Annotated in this window: 12 protein-coding genes; 8 read left to right on the forward strand and 4 right to left on the reverse strand. The window is 59.0% G+C overall.

Annotation, left to right across the window (positions count from 1 at the left end):
- Position 1: 1 nt before the first annotated feature.
- The 4 genes from purL to TRM7615_RS10925 form a co-directional block, all read right to left on the reverse strand.
- The gene (purL, locus tag TRM7615_RS10910; RefSeq protein ID WP_108787398.1) at positions 2–2,161 is read right to left on the reverse strand and encodes a phosphoribosylformylglycinamidine synthase subunit PurL; all 2,160 of its coding nucleotides are present in this window, start codon (positions 2,159–2,161) and stop codon (positions 2–4) included.
- A gap of 100 nt (positions 2,162–2,261) precedes the next feature.
- Positions 2,262–3,368, reverse strand: a complete 1,107-nt coding sequence (locus TRM7615_RS10915; RefSeq protein ID WP_235824065.1) for a BamA/TamA family outer membrane protein — start codon at positions 3,366–3,368, stop codon at positions 2,262–2,264.
- A gap of 65 nt (positions 3,369–3,433) precedes the next feature.
- Complete coding sequence (locus tag TRM7615_RS10920; protein ID WP_108787400.1) at positions 3,434–5,719, reverse strand: mechanosensitive ion channel family protein; 2,286 nt, start codon at positions 5,717–5,719, stop codon at positions 3,434–3,436.
- 314 nt (positions 5,720–6,033) lie between these two features.
- The gene (locus tag TRM7615_RS10925) at positions 6,034–6,939 is read right to left on the reverse strand and encodes a LysR family transcriptional regulator (protein ID WP_108787402.1); all 906 of its coding nucleotides are present in this window, start codon (positions 6,937–6,939) and stop codon (positions 6,034–6,036) included.
- Positions 6,940–7,120: 181 nt separating this feature from the next.
- Between TRM7615_RS10925 and TRM7615_RS10930 the strand changes: the two genes are divergently transcribed.
- The 8 genes from TRM7615_RS10930 to TRM7615_RS10965 all read left to right on the forward strand — a co-directional run bounded on the left by TRM7615_RS10930 (position 7,121) and on the right by TRM7615_RS10965 (position 17,274).
- On the forward strand, positions 7,121–10,543 hold the full coding sequence (locus TRM7615_RS10930) for an indolepyruvate ferredoxin oxidoreductase family protein (RefSeq protein ID WP_108787404.1): 3,423 nt from the start codon (positions 7,121–7,123) through the stop codon (positions 10,541–10,543).
- A gap of 79 nt (positions 10,544–10,622) precedes the next feature.
- Positions 10,623–11,501 carry a lysophospholipid acyltransferase family protein gene (locus TRM7615_RS10935; protein ID WP_108787406.1) on the forward strand — a complete coding sequence of 293 codons (879 nt, stop codon included), beginning with the start codon at positions 10,623–10,625 and terminating at the stop codon, positions 11,499–11,501.
- 7 nt (positions 11,502–11,508) lie between these two features.
- On the forward strand, positions 11,509–12,318 hold the full coding sequence (locus TRM7615_RS10940; RefSeq protein WP_108787408.1) for a glutamate racemase: 810 nt from the start codon (positions 11,509–11,511) through the stop codon (positions 12,316–12,318).
- Positions 12,319–12,412: 94 nt separating this feature from the next.
- Positions 12,413–13,441 carry an N-acetyl-gamma-glutamyl-phosphate reductase gene (gene argC / locus TRM7615_RS10945; RefSeq protein WP_108787410.1) on the forward strand — a complete coding sequence of 343 codons (1,029 nt, stop codon included), beginning with the start codon at positions 12,413–12,415 and terminating at the stop codon, positions 13,439–13,441.
- 18 nt (positions 13,442–13,459) lie between these two features.
- Entirely contained in the window at positions 13,460–13,903 is a 444-nt protein-coding gene (gene ccmE, locus TRM7615_RS10950) for a cytochrome c maturation protein CcmE (RefSeq protein ID WP_108787412.1), read from the forward strand.
- 145 nt (positions 13,904–14,048) lie between these two features.
- Entirely contained in the window at positions 14,049–14,660 is a 612-nt protein-coding gene (locus TRM7615_RS10955) for a holin-associated N-acetylmuramidase (RefSeq protein WP_108787414.1), read from the forward strand.
- Positions 14,651–15,235 carry a holin family protein gene (locus TRM7615_RS10960; RefSeq protein ID WP_108787416.1) on the forward strand — a complete coding sequence of 195 codons (585 nt, stop codon included), beginning with the start codon at positions 14,651–14,653 and terminating at the stop codon, positions 15,233–15,235. Before TRM7615_RS10955 ends, TRM7615_RS10960 begins: the two co-directional genes overlap by 10 nt.
- A 74-nt stretch (positions 15,236–15,309) precedes the next feature.
- Positions 15,310–17,274 carry a heme lyase CcmF/NrfE family subunit gene (locus tag TRM7615_RS10965; RefSeq protein ID WP_108787957.1) on the forward strand — a complete coding sequence of 655 codons (1,965 nt, stop codon included), beginning with the start codon at positions 15,310–15,312 and terminating at the stop codon, positions 17,272–17,274.
- Positions 17,275–17,277 lie beyond the last annotated feature (3 nt).

The following is a 17,277-nucleotide window of genomic DNA, read 5'->3' on the forward strand; positions in this document are numbered from 1 at the left end:
GTCAGGCGACTGCAGCGGCAAAGCTGCTGCGGAACACTTCGGTCAGTTCGGCCAGCGGCGCTTCGGAGGAACCGATCTTGACGCTGTCGCCCGTAAAGCGGCCAACAGAAGTCACCGGTACGCCAACCTGACCGGCCGCGATCATCAGCGCCTCGGCCTGGTCAAAGTTGCAGGCCACCAGATAGCGCGCCTGATCTTCGCCAAACAGGAACTCGGTCGGGGCATCATCCAACTGCACACCAACGCCAGCGGCCTCGGCCAGTTCGAACGCGGCCAAAGCCAGGCCGCCGTCGGAAAGGTCGGTGCAGGCTTTGATCATTTCGCGGTTTTCACGGATGAAGTCGCCGTTGCGGGCCTCGGCGGCCAGATCCACGGCAGGCGCATCACCTTCTTCGCGGTTGAAGACCTCGGCCAACAGCGCCGATTGGCCCAGGTGGCCTTCGGTGGCGCCGATCACCAAGGCGATGTGACCGTCACGGACCTCGTTGCCGATGATATCGTCGGTCGAGGTCAGCAGGCCCACAGCCCCGATGGTGGGCGTGGGCAGGATCGCCTGACCGTCGGTTTCGTTGTAGAGCGAAACGTTGCCCGAGACGATCGGCATGTCCAATGCGCCAACGGCGGCGCCGATGCCCTGAATCGCGCCCACGAACTGGCCCATGATCTCGGGCTTTTCGGGGTTGCCGAAGTTTAGGTTGTCGGTGGTGGCCAGCGGTTTGGCCCCAACGGCGGTCAGGTTGCGATAAGCTTCGGCCACCGCCTGTTTGCCGCCCTCAACCGGGTTGGCACGCACATAGCGCGGGGTCACGTCGCTGGTAAACGCCAACACCTTGTCGGTACCGTGCACACGGACCATGCCAGCGCCAAGACCCGGGGTGCGGGTGCTGTCGGCCATGACCATGGTGTCGTACTGCTCGTACACCCACTGCTTGCCCGCATAGTTGGGCGAGGCGAGCAGAGCGCGCAGGCCATCAATGGGGTCGATCTGGGGCACATCCGCCAGCGGCTCGGCCTGCGGCGTGGGTTCCCAGGGGCGGTCGTATTCGGGGGCGGTCGAGGACAGTTTCGACAGCACGAGGTCGGCTTTCACTTCGCCGTTGTGCATGATCAAGAAGCGGTCTTCGGCAATGGTTTCACCAACGATGGCGAAATCCAGGTCCCATTTCTCGAACACGGCGCGGGCTTCGGCCTCAAGCTCGGGCTTGAGAACCATCAGCATGCGTTCCTGAGATTCCGACAGCATCATTTCGTAGGCTGTCATGTTCTCTTCGCGCTGTGGCACGTTTTCCAGGTCCAGACGTACGCCCAAGCCGCCCTTGTCACCCATTTCCACGGCCGAGCAGGTCAGGCCAGCAGCACCCATATCCTGGATCGAGATCACGGCACCTGTCTGCATCAGCTCCAACGTCGCTTCCATCAGGCGTTTTTCGGTGAAGGGATCGCCGACCTGAACGGTGGGGCGCTTTTCTTCGATGGTGTCGTCGAACTCGGCCGATGCCATGGTCGCGCCGCCAACGCCATCCCGGCCGGTCTTGGCACCCAGATACACGACAGGCATTCCGATGCCAGAGGCTGCGGAGTAGAAGATTTTGTCCGCGTCGGCCAGACCAGCAGCAAATGCGTTCACCAGACAGTTGCCGTTGTAGGCCGGATGGAAACGAACCTCGCCACCGACACAAGGCACGCCAAAGCAGTTGCCATAGCCGCCGACGCCTTCGACCACACCGTTGACCAGCTGACGGGTCTTGTGGTGGTCGGGCTCTCCAAAGGACAGCGCGTTCATCGAGGCAATGGGGCGAGCGCCCATGGTGAAGACGTCGCGCAGGATGCCGCCAACGCCGGTCGCTGCGCCCTGATAGGGTTCGATGTAGGACGGGTGGTTGTGGCTTTCCATCTTGAAGACAACCGCCTGACCATCGCCAATGTCCACGATGCCAGCATTCTCACCCGGGCCACAGATCACTTGGGGTCCGTCGGTGGGCAGGGTGCGCAGCCATTTTTTGGACGACTTGTACGAGCAGTGCTCGTTCCACATGGCCGAAAAGATGCCGAGCTCGGTAAAGGTGGGTTCGCGCCCGATGATCTCGAGGATCATGTCGTATTCCTCGGGCTTGAGCCCATGGTTCGCGATCAGTTCGGGTGTGATGGCTGGCTCTTGCATCGTGTATCCGTATCCCCAGGGTGGCCGATATTGCGGGCCTTTTAGGGCAAGGGCGCGCCGGTGGAAAGAGCCAAGAACGCACAGGAGGTCGGGTGGGTCGTCAGAAGCGTTGCCCGACGTAGATATAGAGCTGATCTTCGCGCTCGCTGTTTCGGGAATAGTCGATCGAAAAATCCACCGGAAACTTCTTGGACACGCGATAGCGGGCACCCAAGCCGTAGGAGCTGTGCGTGCCGCCGATCTTGAGTTCGTTGAATTGGGGGCCGACCATACCCACTCCGGCAAATGCGATGGCTCCCAATCTGTCGGTAAACTGCCGACGAAACTCTACTTGAGCCGAAAGGGACCGAAAATCCAAGAACTGCGTGGCCGAGAACCCACGAAACCCGTCTGTGCCACCTAAAGAGCATTGATCGAAGAAGGGCGTCGTGGTCGACACGGCGCAGGTTGAAAGACGCGTCGCGATGACGGCTCTTTGAAAGGGTTGCATGTAGTGGGTGAAATTGATCCACCCCTTGCCATAGTCGTCTGTCAGACCCGCCAGCGTGTACCCCTGGGTGACCTCGCCTTCGACGATGAAGCCGTTGGTGGGATAGATGGTGTCGTCGCGGGTGTCCCATTTCCCCACAAGACCGATGTTGGCGATCTCAACGTTCAGGAATTGGTCAAAGGGTGGCGGGATTGGGGGCAGCCCTGGGGAAGCCGGGTTGATGTCGGTGTTCAGGTAGCGCAACGACATTCCAACAGATGCGTCCTGCGTGAACCCATAGGACAGGCTGGCACGGGCCAGGATGCCGCTTTGGCTGATGGGCAAGGGGGCCGTCGGCGTATAGAGGTCATAGTTGATCTGGGCGTTGGCAAAAAGCGTCTCGATTTGCCAATGGTTGTTGTCGAAATAGAAATTTGCCGCCAGTCCGTACCCTTCGCTGCCATTGTCCGAACGCAACGCGGCGAGACCCAAGAGTGACGGGTCGGACCCTTCGTCGATGTTGAACAGATAGCCTGCTCCCAGAACCAGGCCTGATCCTATGGTCGGATTGGAAAAGGGGATCGGGGCGACAACCACAGAGCCTTCGCGCACTCCGACGGTTTCTTCTTTTTGGACATCGTCGAAATCATCCACCTGGGCGTCGACAACCCCGGATGCTTGGACTTGGCTGGACACGATGAAGGTCCATAGTACAGCGACAAAACACGTGCGTTTCAAGGTGCTCTCGTGGCGAATACAATCAAAGGATTCCGCCCCGGTTTAAAGCCGGGGCGGGACAGTGTTTAGCGATCGTCAGCAGGCGGCGCGGCTTGCCCCTGTTGGTTGGAAGCCTCGGACGCAGCAGCCGCAACAGCCGTCTTCTGTTCGTCAGTCATGTTGTCGTGGTCCTCCATGCCCGGAATGGCAACGCGCACCTCGCGGCGGGCAAAGTCAATCCCTGCCTCGTTGAACGACGTCTTGACGCGGTTGAAGATTTCTTTGCGCAATGTGAACTGCTTGCCGGGCTTGGCCATGAACTTGCCTCGGATGATCATGCCGACATCGTCAAAGTCAAAGACACCTTGCGATTTGAACGGCTGCAGGAAGCCATCCTTGTGAACCTCGTCCTGCATCATCTCGGCGCCGATCTTCTTGAAGATCTTCTTGACCTTGTTGGGGTCGGTGTCGAAGGGCACGGTGAACTTGAGTTTCATGATCACCCAGTCACGGCTGAAGTTGGTCAGCTTCTGGATTTCACCATAGGGGATCGTATGAACCGCGCCGCGATGGTGACGCAACTGCATCGAGCGGATCGAGATCTTTTCGACCGTACCCATGGTGCCGCCGACATCAACATATTCGCCCACGCGGAACGCGTCGTCGATCAGGAAGAAAATCCCTCCCACGATGTCAGCGACCAGTTTCTGCGCACCGAAACCGATGGCCAGACCCAAGATACCGGCACCGGCCAGAAGCGGGGTAATGTCGACACCCAAAGCACCGATCGCCAGCAGGCCAAAGATGACCGAGATCGCCACCTGCGCACTGACCCGCAAAAGCGGCAGAACGGTTGCCAGGCGCGAACCGCCTGCGCCGCCTCCTTCGCCGGCTTCCTCGTCCGGGCTCTGTTCGCTGGCGGTCATTTCTGCCGCCAGACGACGGTTGATCCAGAGCGAGACGACCTCGTTCAAGATATAGCCAATTGCCACGATCATAAGGAATTCGACCAAAGCACCGGCCACGTCGTGTCCGACACCAGCAGCTGCAACGTTTCGCAGGTCGATTTCCCAGACGTTGGCAATCTGCAGGATCACGAATATGCCGGCCAGAACCCGACCAATGCGAATGTAGCTGCGCTTTGTTGATTTATAGGCACGTTCAGCAATTGGACCATCGCCCATCATCGGCGGTGCCAGATGGCGCACCAGACCGCGGATCAGCGTGTCGATGGCGGGCGCCATCAGCAACCAGAACATCGTGGTGTAATGCGGAGCGGTCCCGAGAAGCATCAGCAACCGGCGGTCCCCGGAACCGATGATCATTTCGACCACAAGCCACATCACAAAGGAAACACCGATCGCCATGAAGGGATATGCCTTTGCTACGGCCTCGTCAAAGCGCGAGCGGTCGGGGTCGGTTCCGCGCATCATGTCGCTCAGGCCCTCGCGGGCGCGCCAAGCGATGATGCCGATATAGATATGGACGGATGTGTTCAGCCAAAAGCCCAATCGCGTTTCGCCCATCGGAACGCCGTTCGCCTGGTTGAAGCCAACAATAAATATTGTGAAGCCACCCAGCAGAAACAGGCCGATGAGATTGCGGTGCAAGTATTTGGCCCATTTGTCCGAGACATTTACCAATCGCAAGTCAGCTCGGTTCGGGGCCAGCACAAATCGCGAAATCGCGGCGCCAAGGCGTGGAATCCAGATCAGATAGAAAACCAATGGGGCGGCAAATGTCAGTTCTTCGGCCGACAGAAGTTGGGTTCCGACAAAACGCAGGACAACATAAAAAACGACCAACCCCAGCAATTCACGGCAGAACCGGCGGAACAAGAAACCGACTGTGGACCAGAGGTTGTCCGCCTCTTGGCCAGTCTCGGCCCGCGCTCGTCGTAGAACAAGCCAAACAACGAGTTTTTCAGCACCATAACCGGCCAAAAGTGCAGCCAGAATGTAGCCGAACATCGCCACCATTTCACCGGAGCCAAATGACGCTGCAAAGTTGGCAAAAGCCTGCAACTGACCCGACACCAGATTGGGGACCTGCTGCAAGACATGGACCCATCCGAGGACCATGTTGGTTCCCAGCTCGCGAATGACGGTCAGAATGCTTTTCTCTGGGGCCGCTTGGGTCTGCTGTTCCGCAACCGCATCCAGTCGTTCGAGAAGAAGCGCACGAACCTGGTCATCGGACATGCGCGCCACGAGATCGTCCACCTGATCAGGGGACAGGTCTTCGGGTACAACAGGTGCGGATGAAGATGTGGTGGACCCACTGGATGTCGATACAGGAACCTGCGCATGCAGTGGGACCGCGAGCACGCTGGTAAACACCAGCACAGCAAGCAATCGAAACAAGTAGACCATAAATTTGCCCTCGAAACGGATTTTGGTTTGTTTTGCGAAGCTTACTCAACCAAGCGCCGAGTTCATAGGGCAATGTTACGAGCTAAAGAATAGTCCGAGTGCGATTTCGTATCGGATTTTCCGGCCTGTCAGGACGATCGGCAAGAAAAAAAAGGCCGAGCACTAAGCTCGGCCGTAGTCCAACAGGGAGGTATGAAGGTGACCAGCGTTTCAGCATCATCGCCTTCGAGAGTTCATTTAGGTGGCACTTTGTGAACGATCAAGGCTTATAATGTCACGCTCTTGACATTCCCGATATGCCTGGAATGCATAGCTCAGATTTTTCCTTGCTGTCGCAACTGTTTGCGGTGCGCGATGATCTCGTCCTGGACAAAATCCTTGAAGGCCGCGACCCGTTGCGAGTGCCGCAATTCCTCGGGATAGGCCAAGAATACTGGGACATCGGCAGACTCCGTCTCGGTCATGACATGCACCAGATCCGGGAAATCCTGGGTCACGTAATCAGGCAGCACGCCAATCCCCAAGTTGTGCAACACACCCTGCAGAACGCCAAAGTAGTTGTTCACCGTCAGCAGCGATTGCGGATTATGCGCCATCAAGGTCTGGACCAACGTCGCACCGGCCCCAACCTGCGCGGCGCTGGTGTTCTGACAAATCAATCGATGTTTGACGATATCAACGATTCCCGTCGGCGTGCCATGCTCGTTGAGATATTCACGCGAAGCATAGAGCTGCATGCGCACTGTCATCAGTCGCTTGCGGATCAGATCGGCCTGGCTGGGTTCCTTCATGCGGATTGCAACATCGGCTTCGCGCATGGGCAGGTCCAATACGCGCTCTTCCAGCATCAGATCGACCTTGAGGTCCGGATATTTTTCATAGAGCTTGGGTAGGCGCGGAGCCAGCCACAGAGTGCCGAACCCGAATGTGGTGGTGACACGCAGTTCGCCAAAGACTTCTTCCTCGCTGTCGCGAATGCGCGCTGCAGCAGCATCAAGGCGTTTGGTCATGGCGCTGGTGGCATCGAACAACAGCTCTCCCTGTTCCGTCAGAATCAGGCCGCGTGCGTGTCGGTGGAAGAGGGTCGAATTCAAGGATTCCTCAAGCGCGCGGATTTGGCGGCTGACAGCAGATTGCGACAAATTCAGTTTGTCCCCGGCATGGGTCAAGCTGCCCGCGTCGGCCACGGCGTGAAAAATTCTCAGTTTATCCCAGTCCATTGTCCCAACTTTCGATTTGGAGCCGACGCACTATATCAATGGCATGCCAAAGGCTACAATCAACCGTCTTGCTGTCGCAGCGGGAAAAAAAGCGACTATACAGGTCAGCAATTGTGACCTAAAGTGGGTGGTGAGAGGGGAAAATACCCCGGCAAACTAATCTTACGTGGGGAGACGTTTGATGAGTCAGCACGAAATTTCGCTGAACGACCGCTTTGACCTGAGCAAGAAACAGGTCCTGTTGAATGGCACACAGGCGCTGGTTCGCTTGATGCTGATGCAAAAGGCGCGGGACGAGGCGGCAGGCCACAATACGGCGGGGCTGGTGACAGGTTATCGCGGCTCACCCTTGGGCGCCGTTGATATGCAGATGAACCGTGCTGCCAAACAGCTGGCTGAATCTGACGTCACGTTTCAATTCGGTCTGAACGAGGATCTGGCGGCCACCGCGCTGTGGGGGGCGCAACAGGCGGGTTTGCGTGGCGACGGCAAGTACGACGGCGTCTTTGGCCTGTGGTACGGCAAGGGGCCGGGCGTCGACCGTTCGGGCGATGCGATCCGGCACGCGAATATGGCGGGCACCGCGCCGTTGGGCGGCGTCGTCATGGCCATGGGGGATGACCACACAGGCGAAAGCTCGACCGTGTTGCACCAGTCGGAATGGGCCTTGATGGATGCGTACATGCCCATCGTCAGCCCCGCGGGTGTTCAGGAAATCCTGGATTATGGTTTGTACGGCATGGCTCTGTCGCGTTTCTCGGGTCTGTGGGTTGGCCTGAAGACGATGAAAGACACGATCGAAGTCACATCGGTGGTCGATGGCGACCCGGACCGGATGCAGATCGTCACGCCTGAGTTCGACATGCCCGAGGGCGGGCTGAACATCCGGCTGGTCGACGACCGCACCCCGCAAGAGGCGCGGATCATCGACCACAAACGCTTTGCGGCCGAGGCGTTTAGTCATGCCAACAAGATGGACAAACGTGTCTGGGGCAAATCCGGGGCCAAGATCGGCTTTGTCGCGGCGGGCAAGAACTGGCTGGATCTGGTCCATGCGATGGCACTGCTCAACATTGACGAGGCCGAAGCCGAACGGTTGGGCATCACCACCTATAAAGTGGGACAGGTTTTCCCGCTGGACATGAAAGGGTTCCACGATTGGGCCGAGGGCCTCGACCTGATCGTGGTGGTCGAGGAAAAGCGCAAGCTGATCGAGGTTCAGATCAAGGAAGCCATCTTTGACGACCGCCGTGGACGTCGTGTCTATGGCTGGCACAAAGGTGGCGGTGCGGGCTCGATGCATGGCGAAGAGCTGTTCCCGACGCGCGGCGCGCTGGATCCGATCATGATTGCCGAGAAGCTGGGGCAAATCCTGATCGATGAGGGTCATGATACCGACGGCGTTCGGGCGGGCCTACAGGCGCTCGATGACGCACGGCGCGCCGATAACGCGCAAGAGATCGCGGCGCGCCTGCCGTATTTCTGCTCGGGCTGTCCGCACAACACTGGAACGAAGGTGCCAGATGGCAGCCGGGCTTATGCCGGGATCGGGTGCCATTTCATGGTGCAGTGGATGGACCGCGAAACGCTGGGGTATACCCACATGGGCGGCGAAGGGGCGAACTGGATCGGCGAGGCGCCGTTTTCGACCACCGATCACGTGTTCCAGAACCTGGGCGACGGTACCTACAACCATTCGGGTGTCCAGGCGATCCGTGCTGCCTTGGCCGCCGGAACGAACATCACCTACAAAATCCTGTACAATGATGCCGTCGCGATGACGGGGGGACAGGACAACGAGGGTGGCCTGAGCGCAGAACGCATTGTGGCCGAGGTCAAGGCGATGGGGGTCAAGGACGTCGCTGTTGTCTACGACGAGAAAGAAGACGTGAACTTCAAGGCGTTGCCTGCGGGCATCGAGACCCATGAGCGCGCCGAATTGATGAACGTGCAGGAGAAGTTCCGCGAGATCGAAGGCGTCAGCGTCATCGTATATATCCAGACCTGCGCCGCCGAAAAGCGCCGCCGCCGCAAACGGGGCACATTCCCTGATCCCGACAAGCGCGTGTTCATCAATACCGATATATGCGAAGGCTGCGGCGACTGCGGGGTGCAGTCGAACTGTGTCTCGATCGTGCCCAAGGAAACCGAATTGGGCCGCAAGCGGGCAATTGACCAATCCAGCTGCAACAAGGACTTCTCTTGCGTCAAAGGCTTCTGTCCGTCGTTTGTCACGCTCGAGGGCGCCAAGCTGCGCAAGGAAGCCACGACCGAGATTGATCTGCCGGACCTGCCGATGCCGGTGGTGCCGACAATCAACGGCACCCACAATGTGGTGATCACGGGCGTGGGTGGTACCGGTGTCGTGACCATCGGCGCAGTGCTTGCTCAGGCCGCTCAGATCGACGGCAAGGGTGCCGGCATGATGGAAATGGCCGGGCTGGCGCAAAAGGGCGGGGCGGTTCACATCCATTGCCGTCTGGCCAATGACCCCGACGACATCAGCGCCATCCGTGTAGCCACCGGTGAATGTGATGCGCTGATCGGCGGCGATCTGGTTGTGAGTGCCGGGGCCAAGACCATTGGTCTGCTGCGCAACGAAACGGCCGGTGCCGTGGTCAACTCTCATGAAATCATCACCGGTGATTTCACTCGCGATACCGAGTTCCAGATCCCGTCCGACCGGCTGGAACTGGCGCTGGAGGCGCGACTGAAAGAGCGGCTGGCGCTCTTTGATGCCTCTGATCTGGCGCGGGATGTCATGGGCGATTCCATCTTCTCGAACATGATGGTCTTTGGCGCCGCGTGGCAGCGCGGACTTTTGCCGCTGAGCCATGACGCGATCATGGGTGCTATTGACCTGAATGGCGCTGCTGTAGAACGCAACAAACGCGCGTTCGAGATTGGCCGTTGGGCCGTGCTGCATCCTGATCAGGTGGCCAAGGTGCTGACACCCAATGTGGTCGAGCTGCCCAAGTCGCTGGACGAAAAGATCGCCTTTCGCGCCGATCATCTGACTGCTTATCAGAGCAAACGACTGGCGAAACGCTATGCCAAGATGCTCGAGGGGATTGAGGATGCCGAATTGAAAGAGGCGGTGGCCTTGGGCTATCACAAGCTCTTGTCCTACAAGGATGAATACGAGGTTGCGCGCCTGCTGCTCGACAGCCGGAGCAAGGCCGCGGCCGAGTTTGACGGCGACCTGAAGATGACCCTGCATCTGGCGCCGCCGATCCTGGGCGGCACGGGACCGGATGGGCGCCCCAAGAAGCGCGAGTTCGGGGAGTGGATGCTTGGGCCCATGAAGCTACTGTCACGAATGAAAGGCCTGCGGGGTACGCCGCTCGATATCTTTGGCTATACCGCCGAGCGCAAGATGGAACGCGCATTGATCCGTCAGTACGAAAAAGACATGAAGGATGCGCTGGCCAAGGTAAGTCCGGAAACCAAGGACGCAGTTTGCGCCCTTGCGCGGTTGCCTCTGGATATTCGCGGCTTTGGTCCTGTCAAATTGCAAAATGAGGCCAAGGCCGCCAAGCGTCGTGAAGAGCTGCTCGCCGCGATCCGTCAGGGTGGTGCTGATCTGAAACAGGCGGCTGAGTAATACCGTCACACTGCTGTCATGCAATCTTTGCAAAATGGATGCCCGTTCTTATCTAACGGGCATCCAAACGGAGAAGACCATGACCTCGCGCCGTCATATCGCACGCGACATTTCCTACGCTCATTCAGCAGCCACCAAAGGTGGCCGTACTGTTATCCGGCTGATGGAGAACTCGACCGGACGGATCGGGCTGATCAAGCGGGCGGATGGGTATGAGCATGAGGTGGCCAACGGGCGCGACTTCTGGTCGGTCATGGTTGAACGCTATGGCCTGTCTTTGAATGTGATTGGGGGGTCCCTGTCGAACATCCCCAAAGATGGCCCAGTGATTCTGATCGCGAACCATCCTTATGGCATTCTGGATGGGTTGATGATGGGTCATATCCTGTCTCAGACGCGCGGTGATTTCCGTATTCTGGCACATCGCGTGTTCCGCAAGGCCGAAGACATCAACCGCATCATCCTGCCAATCTCGTTCGATCAGACGAAAGAGGCGATGAAGCTGAACCTGGACACGCGCAAAACCTCGCTGAATTACCTGGGTCGGGGCGGCGCGATTGGGATTTTCCCGGGTGGCACTGTAAGTACTGCGGTCAAGCCCTTTGGTCAGCCGATGGATCCCGGCTGGCGCGGGTTTACGGCGCGAATGGTGGGTAAATCGAACGCCACGGTCGTCCCGGTCTACTTCGACGGCCATACCAGCCGCCTGTTCCAGATCGCCAGCCATTTGCACAACACACTGCGCATGGGGCTTTTGATCAAAGAGTTCAAAAAACGCGTCGATACGCCGGTCAAAGTGGTTGTCGGTGACCCCATTGGCCGTGACATTCTGGACCCGATGGCAAAAGATAGCCGCGCGATGATGGATTTCCTGCGCAAAGCCACGTATGAGCTGTCTCCGAAGCCGTTGAAGTCTTACGACTACGGCTATGAGTTTGAGGAACGGCATCGCGCCTAAGGGGCAAATGGCAGTAGGTATCTTTGATTCTGGTCTGGGCGGATTGACTGTCCTGAACGCAGCGCAAAAGCGGCTGCGGGATGTGGATTTTCTGTATTTCGCAGACAGTGATCACGCGCCTTACGGTGTGCGCGACGCCGAAGACATCTTTCAACTCACCAACAAGGCGGTGCATCATCTTTGGGATGCAGGCTGCAACTTGGTGATCCTGGCCTGCAACACCGCAAGCGCTGCGGCCCTGCGCCGGATGCAAGAGGCGGGCGTGCCCGAAGGCAAGCGTGTGCTAGGTGTGTTTGTGCCGTTGATCGAGGCGCTGACCGAGCGGAACTGGGGCGACAACTCCCCCCCGCGTGAGGTGGAAACCAAACATGTCGCTTTGTTTGCCACGCCCGCGACCGTGATGAGCCGTGCGTTTCAGCGGGAACTCGCGTTCCGTGCCATCGGCGTCGATGTCGAAGCGCAGGCCTGTGGCGGCGTGGTCGACGCCATCGAAGACGGCGATATGATCCTGGCCGAAGCGTTGGTGCGTTCGCATGTCGAGGCCTTGCAACGCAAGATGCCCCATCCGCAGGCCGCCATTCTGGGCTGCACGCATTATCCGCTGATGGAAGAGGCGTTTCAGGCCGCATTGGGCCCGGACGTCAAGGTGTTCAGCCAAGGGCGGCTCGTGGCCGATTCATTGGCCGACTATCTGGATCGGCACCCGCATATGCTGGGTTCGGGCGAGGCGGGTTATCTGACCACGGGCAACCCGACCCGCGTCAGTGACCGGGCGACGCAATTCCTCCGACGACAAATCACCTTTCAAGCCGCTTGACCCTGATCAAGGACGGCGGGCATCTTGCCCGGTAACTCCGGACCGCGACGTGGCGGTCCATGACTGCACGACATTTGAAGAGAAGAGGTCTGACATGACCCACAAAATCGCAATTCTGGGCGCCAGCGGTTACACCGGCGCCGAACTGGTAAGGCTGATCGCCGAGCACCCGAACATGGACATCGTGGCGCTTGCCGCCGAGCGTAAGGCGGGCATGAGCATGGCACAGGTGTTCCCGCACCTGCGCCACATGGATCTGCCGGACCTGTGCAAGATCGGCGAGATCGATTTCAGCCAGATCGACCTGTGTTTCTGCGCGTTGCCGCACAAGACCAGCCAAGAGGTCATTCGCGAACTGCCCAAGACGCTGAAGATCGTGGACCTGTCGGCGGACTTCCGGCTGCGCGATCCCGCCGAATACGAAAAGTGGTACGGCAATTCGCATATCGCTTTGGAGCAGCAGGCCGAAGCGGTTTATGGCCTTACCGAGTTCTATCGGGATGACATCCGCAACGCGCGGTTGGTGGCAGGAACGGGCTGTAATTCAGCGACGGGGCAATATGTGCTGCGTCCGTTGATTTCGGCCAACGTGATTGATCTGGATGACATCATTCTGGACCTGAAATGCGCCGTTTCCGGCGCGGGGCGGAGCCTGAAGGAAAATCTACTCCATGCTGAGTTGAGCGAAGGTTACAACGCCTATGCCGTTGGCGGCACGCACCGGCACCTGGGTGAGTTCGATCAGGAGTTTTCCAAGATCGCGGGCCGGACCGTGCATGTGCAGTTCACCCCGCATCTGGTGCCAGCAAACCGGGGCATTCTGGCGACCACTTATGTGCACGGTGATCCGCAGAGCATCTATGAAACCCTTTGCCAAGCCTACGAAAACGAACCCTTCATCCAGATGCTACCGTTTGGCGAAGCGCCGTCGACGCATCATGTGCGCGGCTCGAACTTCTGCCACATCGGTGTGACAGCAGATCGGATCGAACGGCGCGCCATCGTGATCGGGGCCTTGGATAACCTGACAAAAGGTAGCAGCGGCCAGGCCTTGCAGAACGCCAACCTGATGTTAGGTGAGGACGAAACGCGCGGGCTGATGATGGCGCCGCTGTTCCCCTAAGCCACCGCTGAGGTCGCCATGAAGTCACTCAAGAAACAACGTCGTATTCAGGTCATCATGCTGGCTGTCGTGGCCCTTGTGGTCGCGACGGGCCTGATTGGTTATGCCATGCGTGATGGCATCAACTTCTTTCGCTCGCCCAGCCAGATCGCTGCCGAGCCGCCACAGCCGAGTGAGGTGTTTCGGATCGGTGGACTGGTCGAAGAAGGCAGCATCCAACGCGGTGAGGGGGCGGTTGTGCGCTTTTCCGTAACCGATGGAGGGGCCACGATTCCGGTCGAGTTTTCGGGCGTGCTGCCGGATCTGTTTGCTGAGAACCAGGGGATGGTTGGAACCGGAAATTACGTGAACGGTGTCTTTCAAGCCTCTGAAATTTTGGCGAAACATGATGAAACCTATATGCCGAAAGAGGTCGTTGATGCTCTGAAGGAACAAGGCGTTTATCAGGGCGAAGACAGCTGAAGACGGCTGGCGCTGGCAGTCTGCGGCGCCTGTATTGGGAACAAGACGAAACAAGGGGCGTTGCTTTGGCAGCGCCCTTGTTCTTTTGGACCCGTTAACCGGGCTGTGGCGTGATCTACGTCTATTCTGATGTAGGACCGACTCAATGCTGACAGTGGAACAGATCGCAGAAGAGATCGTGGCCCGCGAAGGTGGCTACGTGAATGATCCCGATGATCCGGGTGGTGCAACGAATTTTGGTATGACCATCCATACGATGCGAAGGTTGGGCATGGATCTGACCGGAGATGGGCGTGTGTCGGTGGCGGATGTCAAAGCGTTGACCCGTGACCAAGCCGTTGAAATCTTTATCGAACACTATTTCAAACGTCCGCGTATTGATCGCTTGCCGCGCATCATTCAGGCTTCGGTTTTCGACATGTATGTCAACGCCGGTGCGAATGCGGTGAAGATCTTGCAACGGTTGCTGCGGGACATGGGGTTCACCGTGTCTGTTGACGGCGCCCTTGGGCCTCAGACCGAAGGAGCAGCCGCGAAGGCGGCAGAGCAGGGCGCGCAGGCCTTTTCGGATGCATACGGCGTGGCGCGACGGAACTACTATTTCCGACTGGCAGACCGGCGTGTGCAAAGCCGCAAATACGCCCGCACCCGCCGTGGTGGCAAGGGCGGCTGGATCAAGCGGGCCGAAGAGTTCATCTCGCCCCGGTATCATCTGACAGCGGTACAGTTTCGCGAAAGGACATCGTCATGGGCTTGATGTCAGGCGTATTTGAATTGCTGTTTGCGGGCGGGCGCAATGTCGTGCGCGAAACGGCCGAAGTGTTCCGCGAGAACGCCGAAGCAGGCGCGCAGAGGGCGCAATCGACGCAAACGCAGGCGATGACCCAATTCGGGGCCGAGTTTGCGGTGCCACGCAAGGGGTGGTTTGATCGGTTCGTGGATGGGCTCAACCGGCTGCCACGTCCAGCCTTGGCGCTTGGTACCTTGGGGCTGTTCATTTCGGCAATGGTGGACCCGTTGTGGTTTTCCGCGCGGATGCAGGGTATCGCCCTGGTGCCAGAGCCGCTGTGGTGGTTGCTGGGCGTGATCGTGTCGTTCTATTTTGGCGCGCGCCATCAGGCCAAGGTGCAGGACCTGCAGCGTGATCTGGCCGGAACGATGTCCCGGGCACCGCAGGTGATGGCCAATATCGCGACACTGCAGACCATGCGGTCGGACAGCCCCGGCGTGGCCAATCCCAGCGATGGCGCCCGCGCGGTTGTAAAAGCTCTGGCCCCCACGGACAATCCGGCGCTGGAGGATTGGAAGGCCCTACAGCCTAAATCGGCCTGATCCGCGACACTATGCGCTGAGACCTCGCACGAAAGCGATTGGACCGTCCCCTTGGGCGGTCTATACCAATGAGCATGATTACAGAGCTTGGTCACTTCGCCCTCATCCTGGCCTTCATGGTCGCAGTCGTTCAGATGATCGTGCCCATGGTCGGCGCGCAGAAACGGTGGTCCGGCTGGATGGCCGTGGCAGAACCTGCCGCAAATGCGCAGTTTCTGCTGACGGCCTTTTCATTTGCCGCGCTGACATGGGCCTTTGTCACATCGGATTTTTCACTTCGGCTGGTGGTGCTCAACAGCCACTCCGCCAAGCCGATGCTGTACAAGATCAGCGGCACCTGGGGGAATCACGAGGGGTCGATGCTGCTGTGGGTGTTGATCGTCACCCTGTTTGGCGCCATGGCAGCCTGGTTCGGAGGCAACTTGCCACCCGGCCTACGGGCCCGAGTGCTGAGCGTGCAATCGGCTATCGCGGTGGCGTTCTTTGCCTTTATCCTGTTCACGTCGAACCCGTTTTTGCGCATGGCGGTGCCGCCCTTTGATGGGCAGGACCTGAACCCGCTGCTCCAAGACCCTGGTTTGGCCTTTCACCCGCCGTTCCTGTATCTGGGCTATGTTGGCCTGAGCATGTCGTTCTCCTTTGCCGTAGCGGCCTTGATTGAGGGGCGTGTTGACGCGGCTTGGGGCCGTTGGGTGCGGCCCTGGACGTTGGCGGCCTGGGTTTTCCTGACCATCGGCATCGCGCTTGGGTCGTGGTGGGCCTACTATGAATTAGGTTGGGGCGGGTTCTGGTTCTGGGACCCGGTTGAAAACGCGTCCTTCATGCCCTGGCTGTTGGCCGCTGCCTTGCTGCATTCCGCCATTGTCGTCGAAAAGCGCGAGGCATTGAAAAGCTGGACCATTCTGCTTGCGATCCTCGCGTTTGGGTTCTCGCTGATTGGCACCTTTATCGTTCGCTCGGGGCTGCTGACCTCGGTCCATGCCTTTGCCAACGACCCCGAGCGGGGCGTGTTCATCCTGATCATTCTGGCCTTCTTTACCGGCGGGGCGCTGACGCTCTTTGCCGCTCGTGCGCAAGAGATGGAAGCCAAAGGTGTGTTTGGCATCGTCAGCCGGGAAAGCGCGTTGGTTGTGAACAACATCCTACTGGCTGTCAGCTGTTTCGTCGTGTTCTTCGGCACGATGTGGCCCATCGTGGCCGAGATGTTCTTTGACCGGAAACTGTCGGTCGGACCACCGTTCTTCAACGCTGCCTTTACACCGTTCATGGTGTTGTTGGGCCTGGCCTTGCCCATTGGGTCGATGTTGCCGTGGAAACGCGGGCGATTGGGTCGGACTGCTTGGTCGCTGCGCTATGCCTTTGTTCTTTCGGTGTCCCTGGCGCTGCTCGTCTGGGCGATGCAAACCGGGCAGAGCACCCTTGGCCCTGCTGGCCTTTTCCTTGGGGCTTGGGTGGTCTCTGGCGCGGTCATGGACTTGTGGAGCCGAACGGGGCGCAAGGGCCGCTTGGCCCGGTTGGCCCGTCTGCCACGGGCCGATTGGGGCAAGGCCGTGGCCCATGCCGGGCTTGGGATCACGATCTTTGCCGTTGCTGGGCTGACTGCCTGGGAAAAAGAAGACATCCGCGTTGTGCAGTTCAACGAGCCGTTCGAAGTCGGCGGATACACGTTGACGCTTGAGATGGTCGAGCGTGTGCCCGGGCCGAACTATATCTCGACCATGGGCTTTGTGCGTCTCGAGGATGACGGCCGTGAAATCGCTCTGCTGCGTCCTGAAAAGCGAGATTATCCCGTTGCCCGCATGCCCACGACCGAGGCGGCCATCGACTATCGCCTGATGCGCGACGTCTATGTCGTGATCGGGGATCAGCAGAACAATGGCGGCTGGACGGTGCGCACTTACATCAAGCCCTTTGCCAACTGGATCTGGGGCGGCTGTATCCTGATGGCGCTTGGTGGGTTCATCAGCCTGTCGGATCGCCGGTTCCGCGTCGCGGCCGGAGCCCGCAAAGCGCCCCAAGGCGGAGTGCCCGCGGAATGACCC

Source organism: Falsiruegeria mediterranea M17, from assembly GCF_900302455.1.
GTDB classification, from domain to species: Bacteria; Pseudomonadota; Alphaproteobacteria; order Rhodobacterales; family Rhodobacteraceae; genus Falsiruegeria; species Falsiruegeria mediterranea.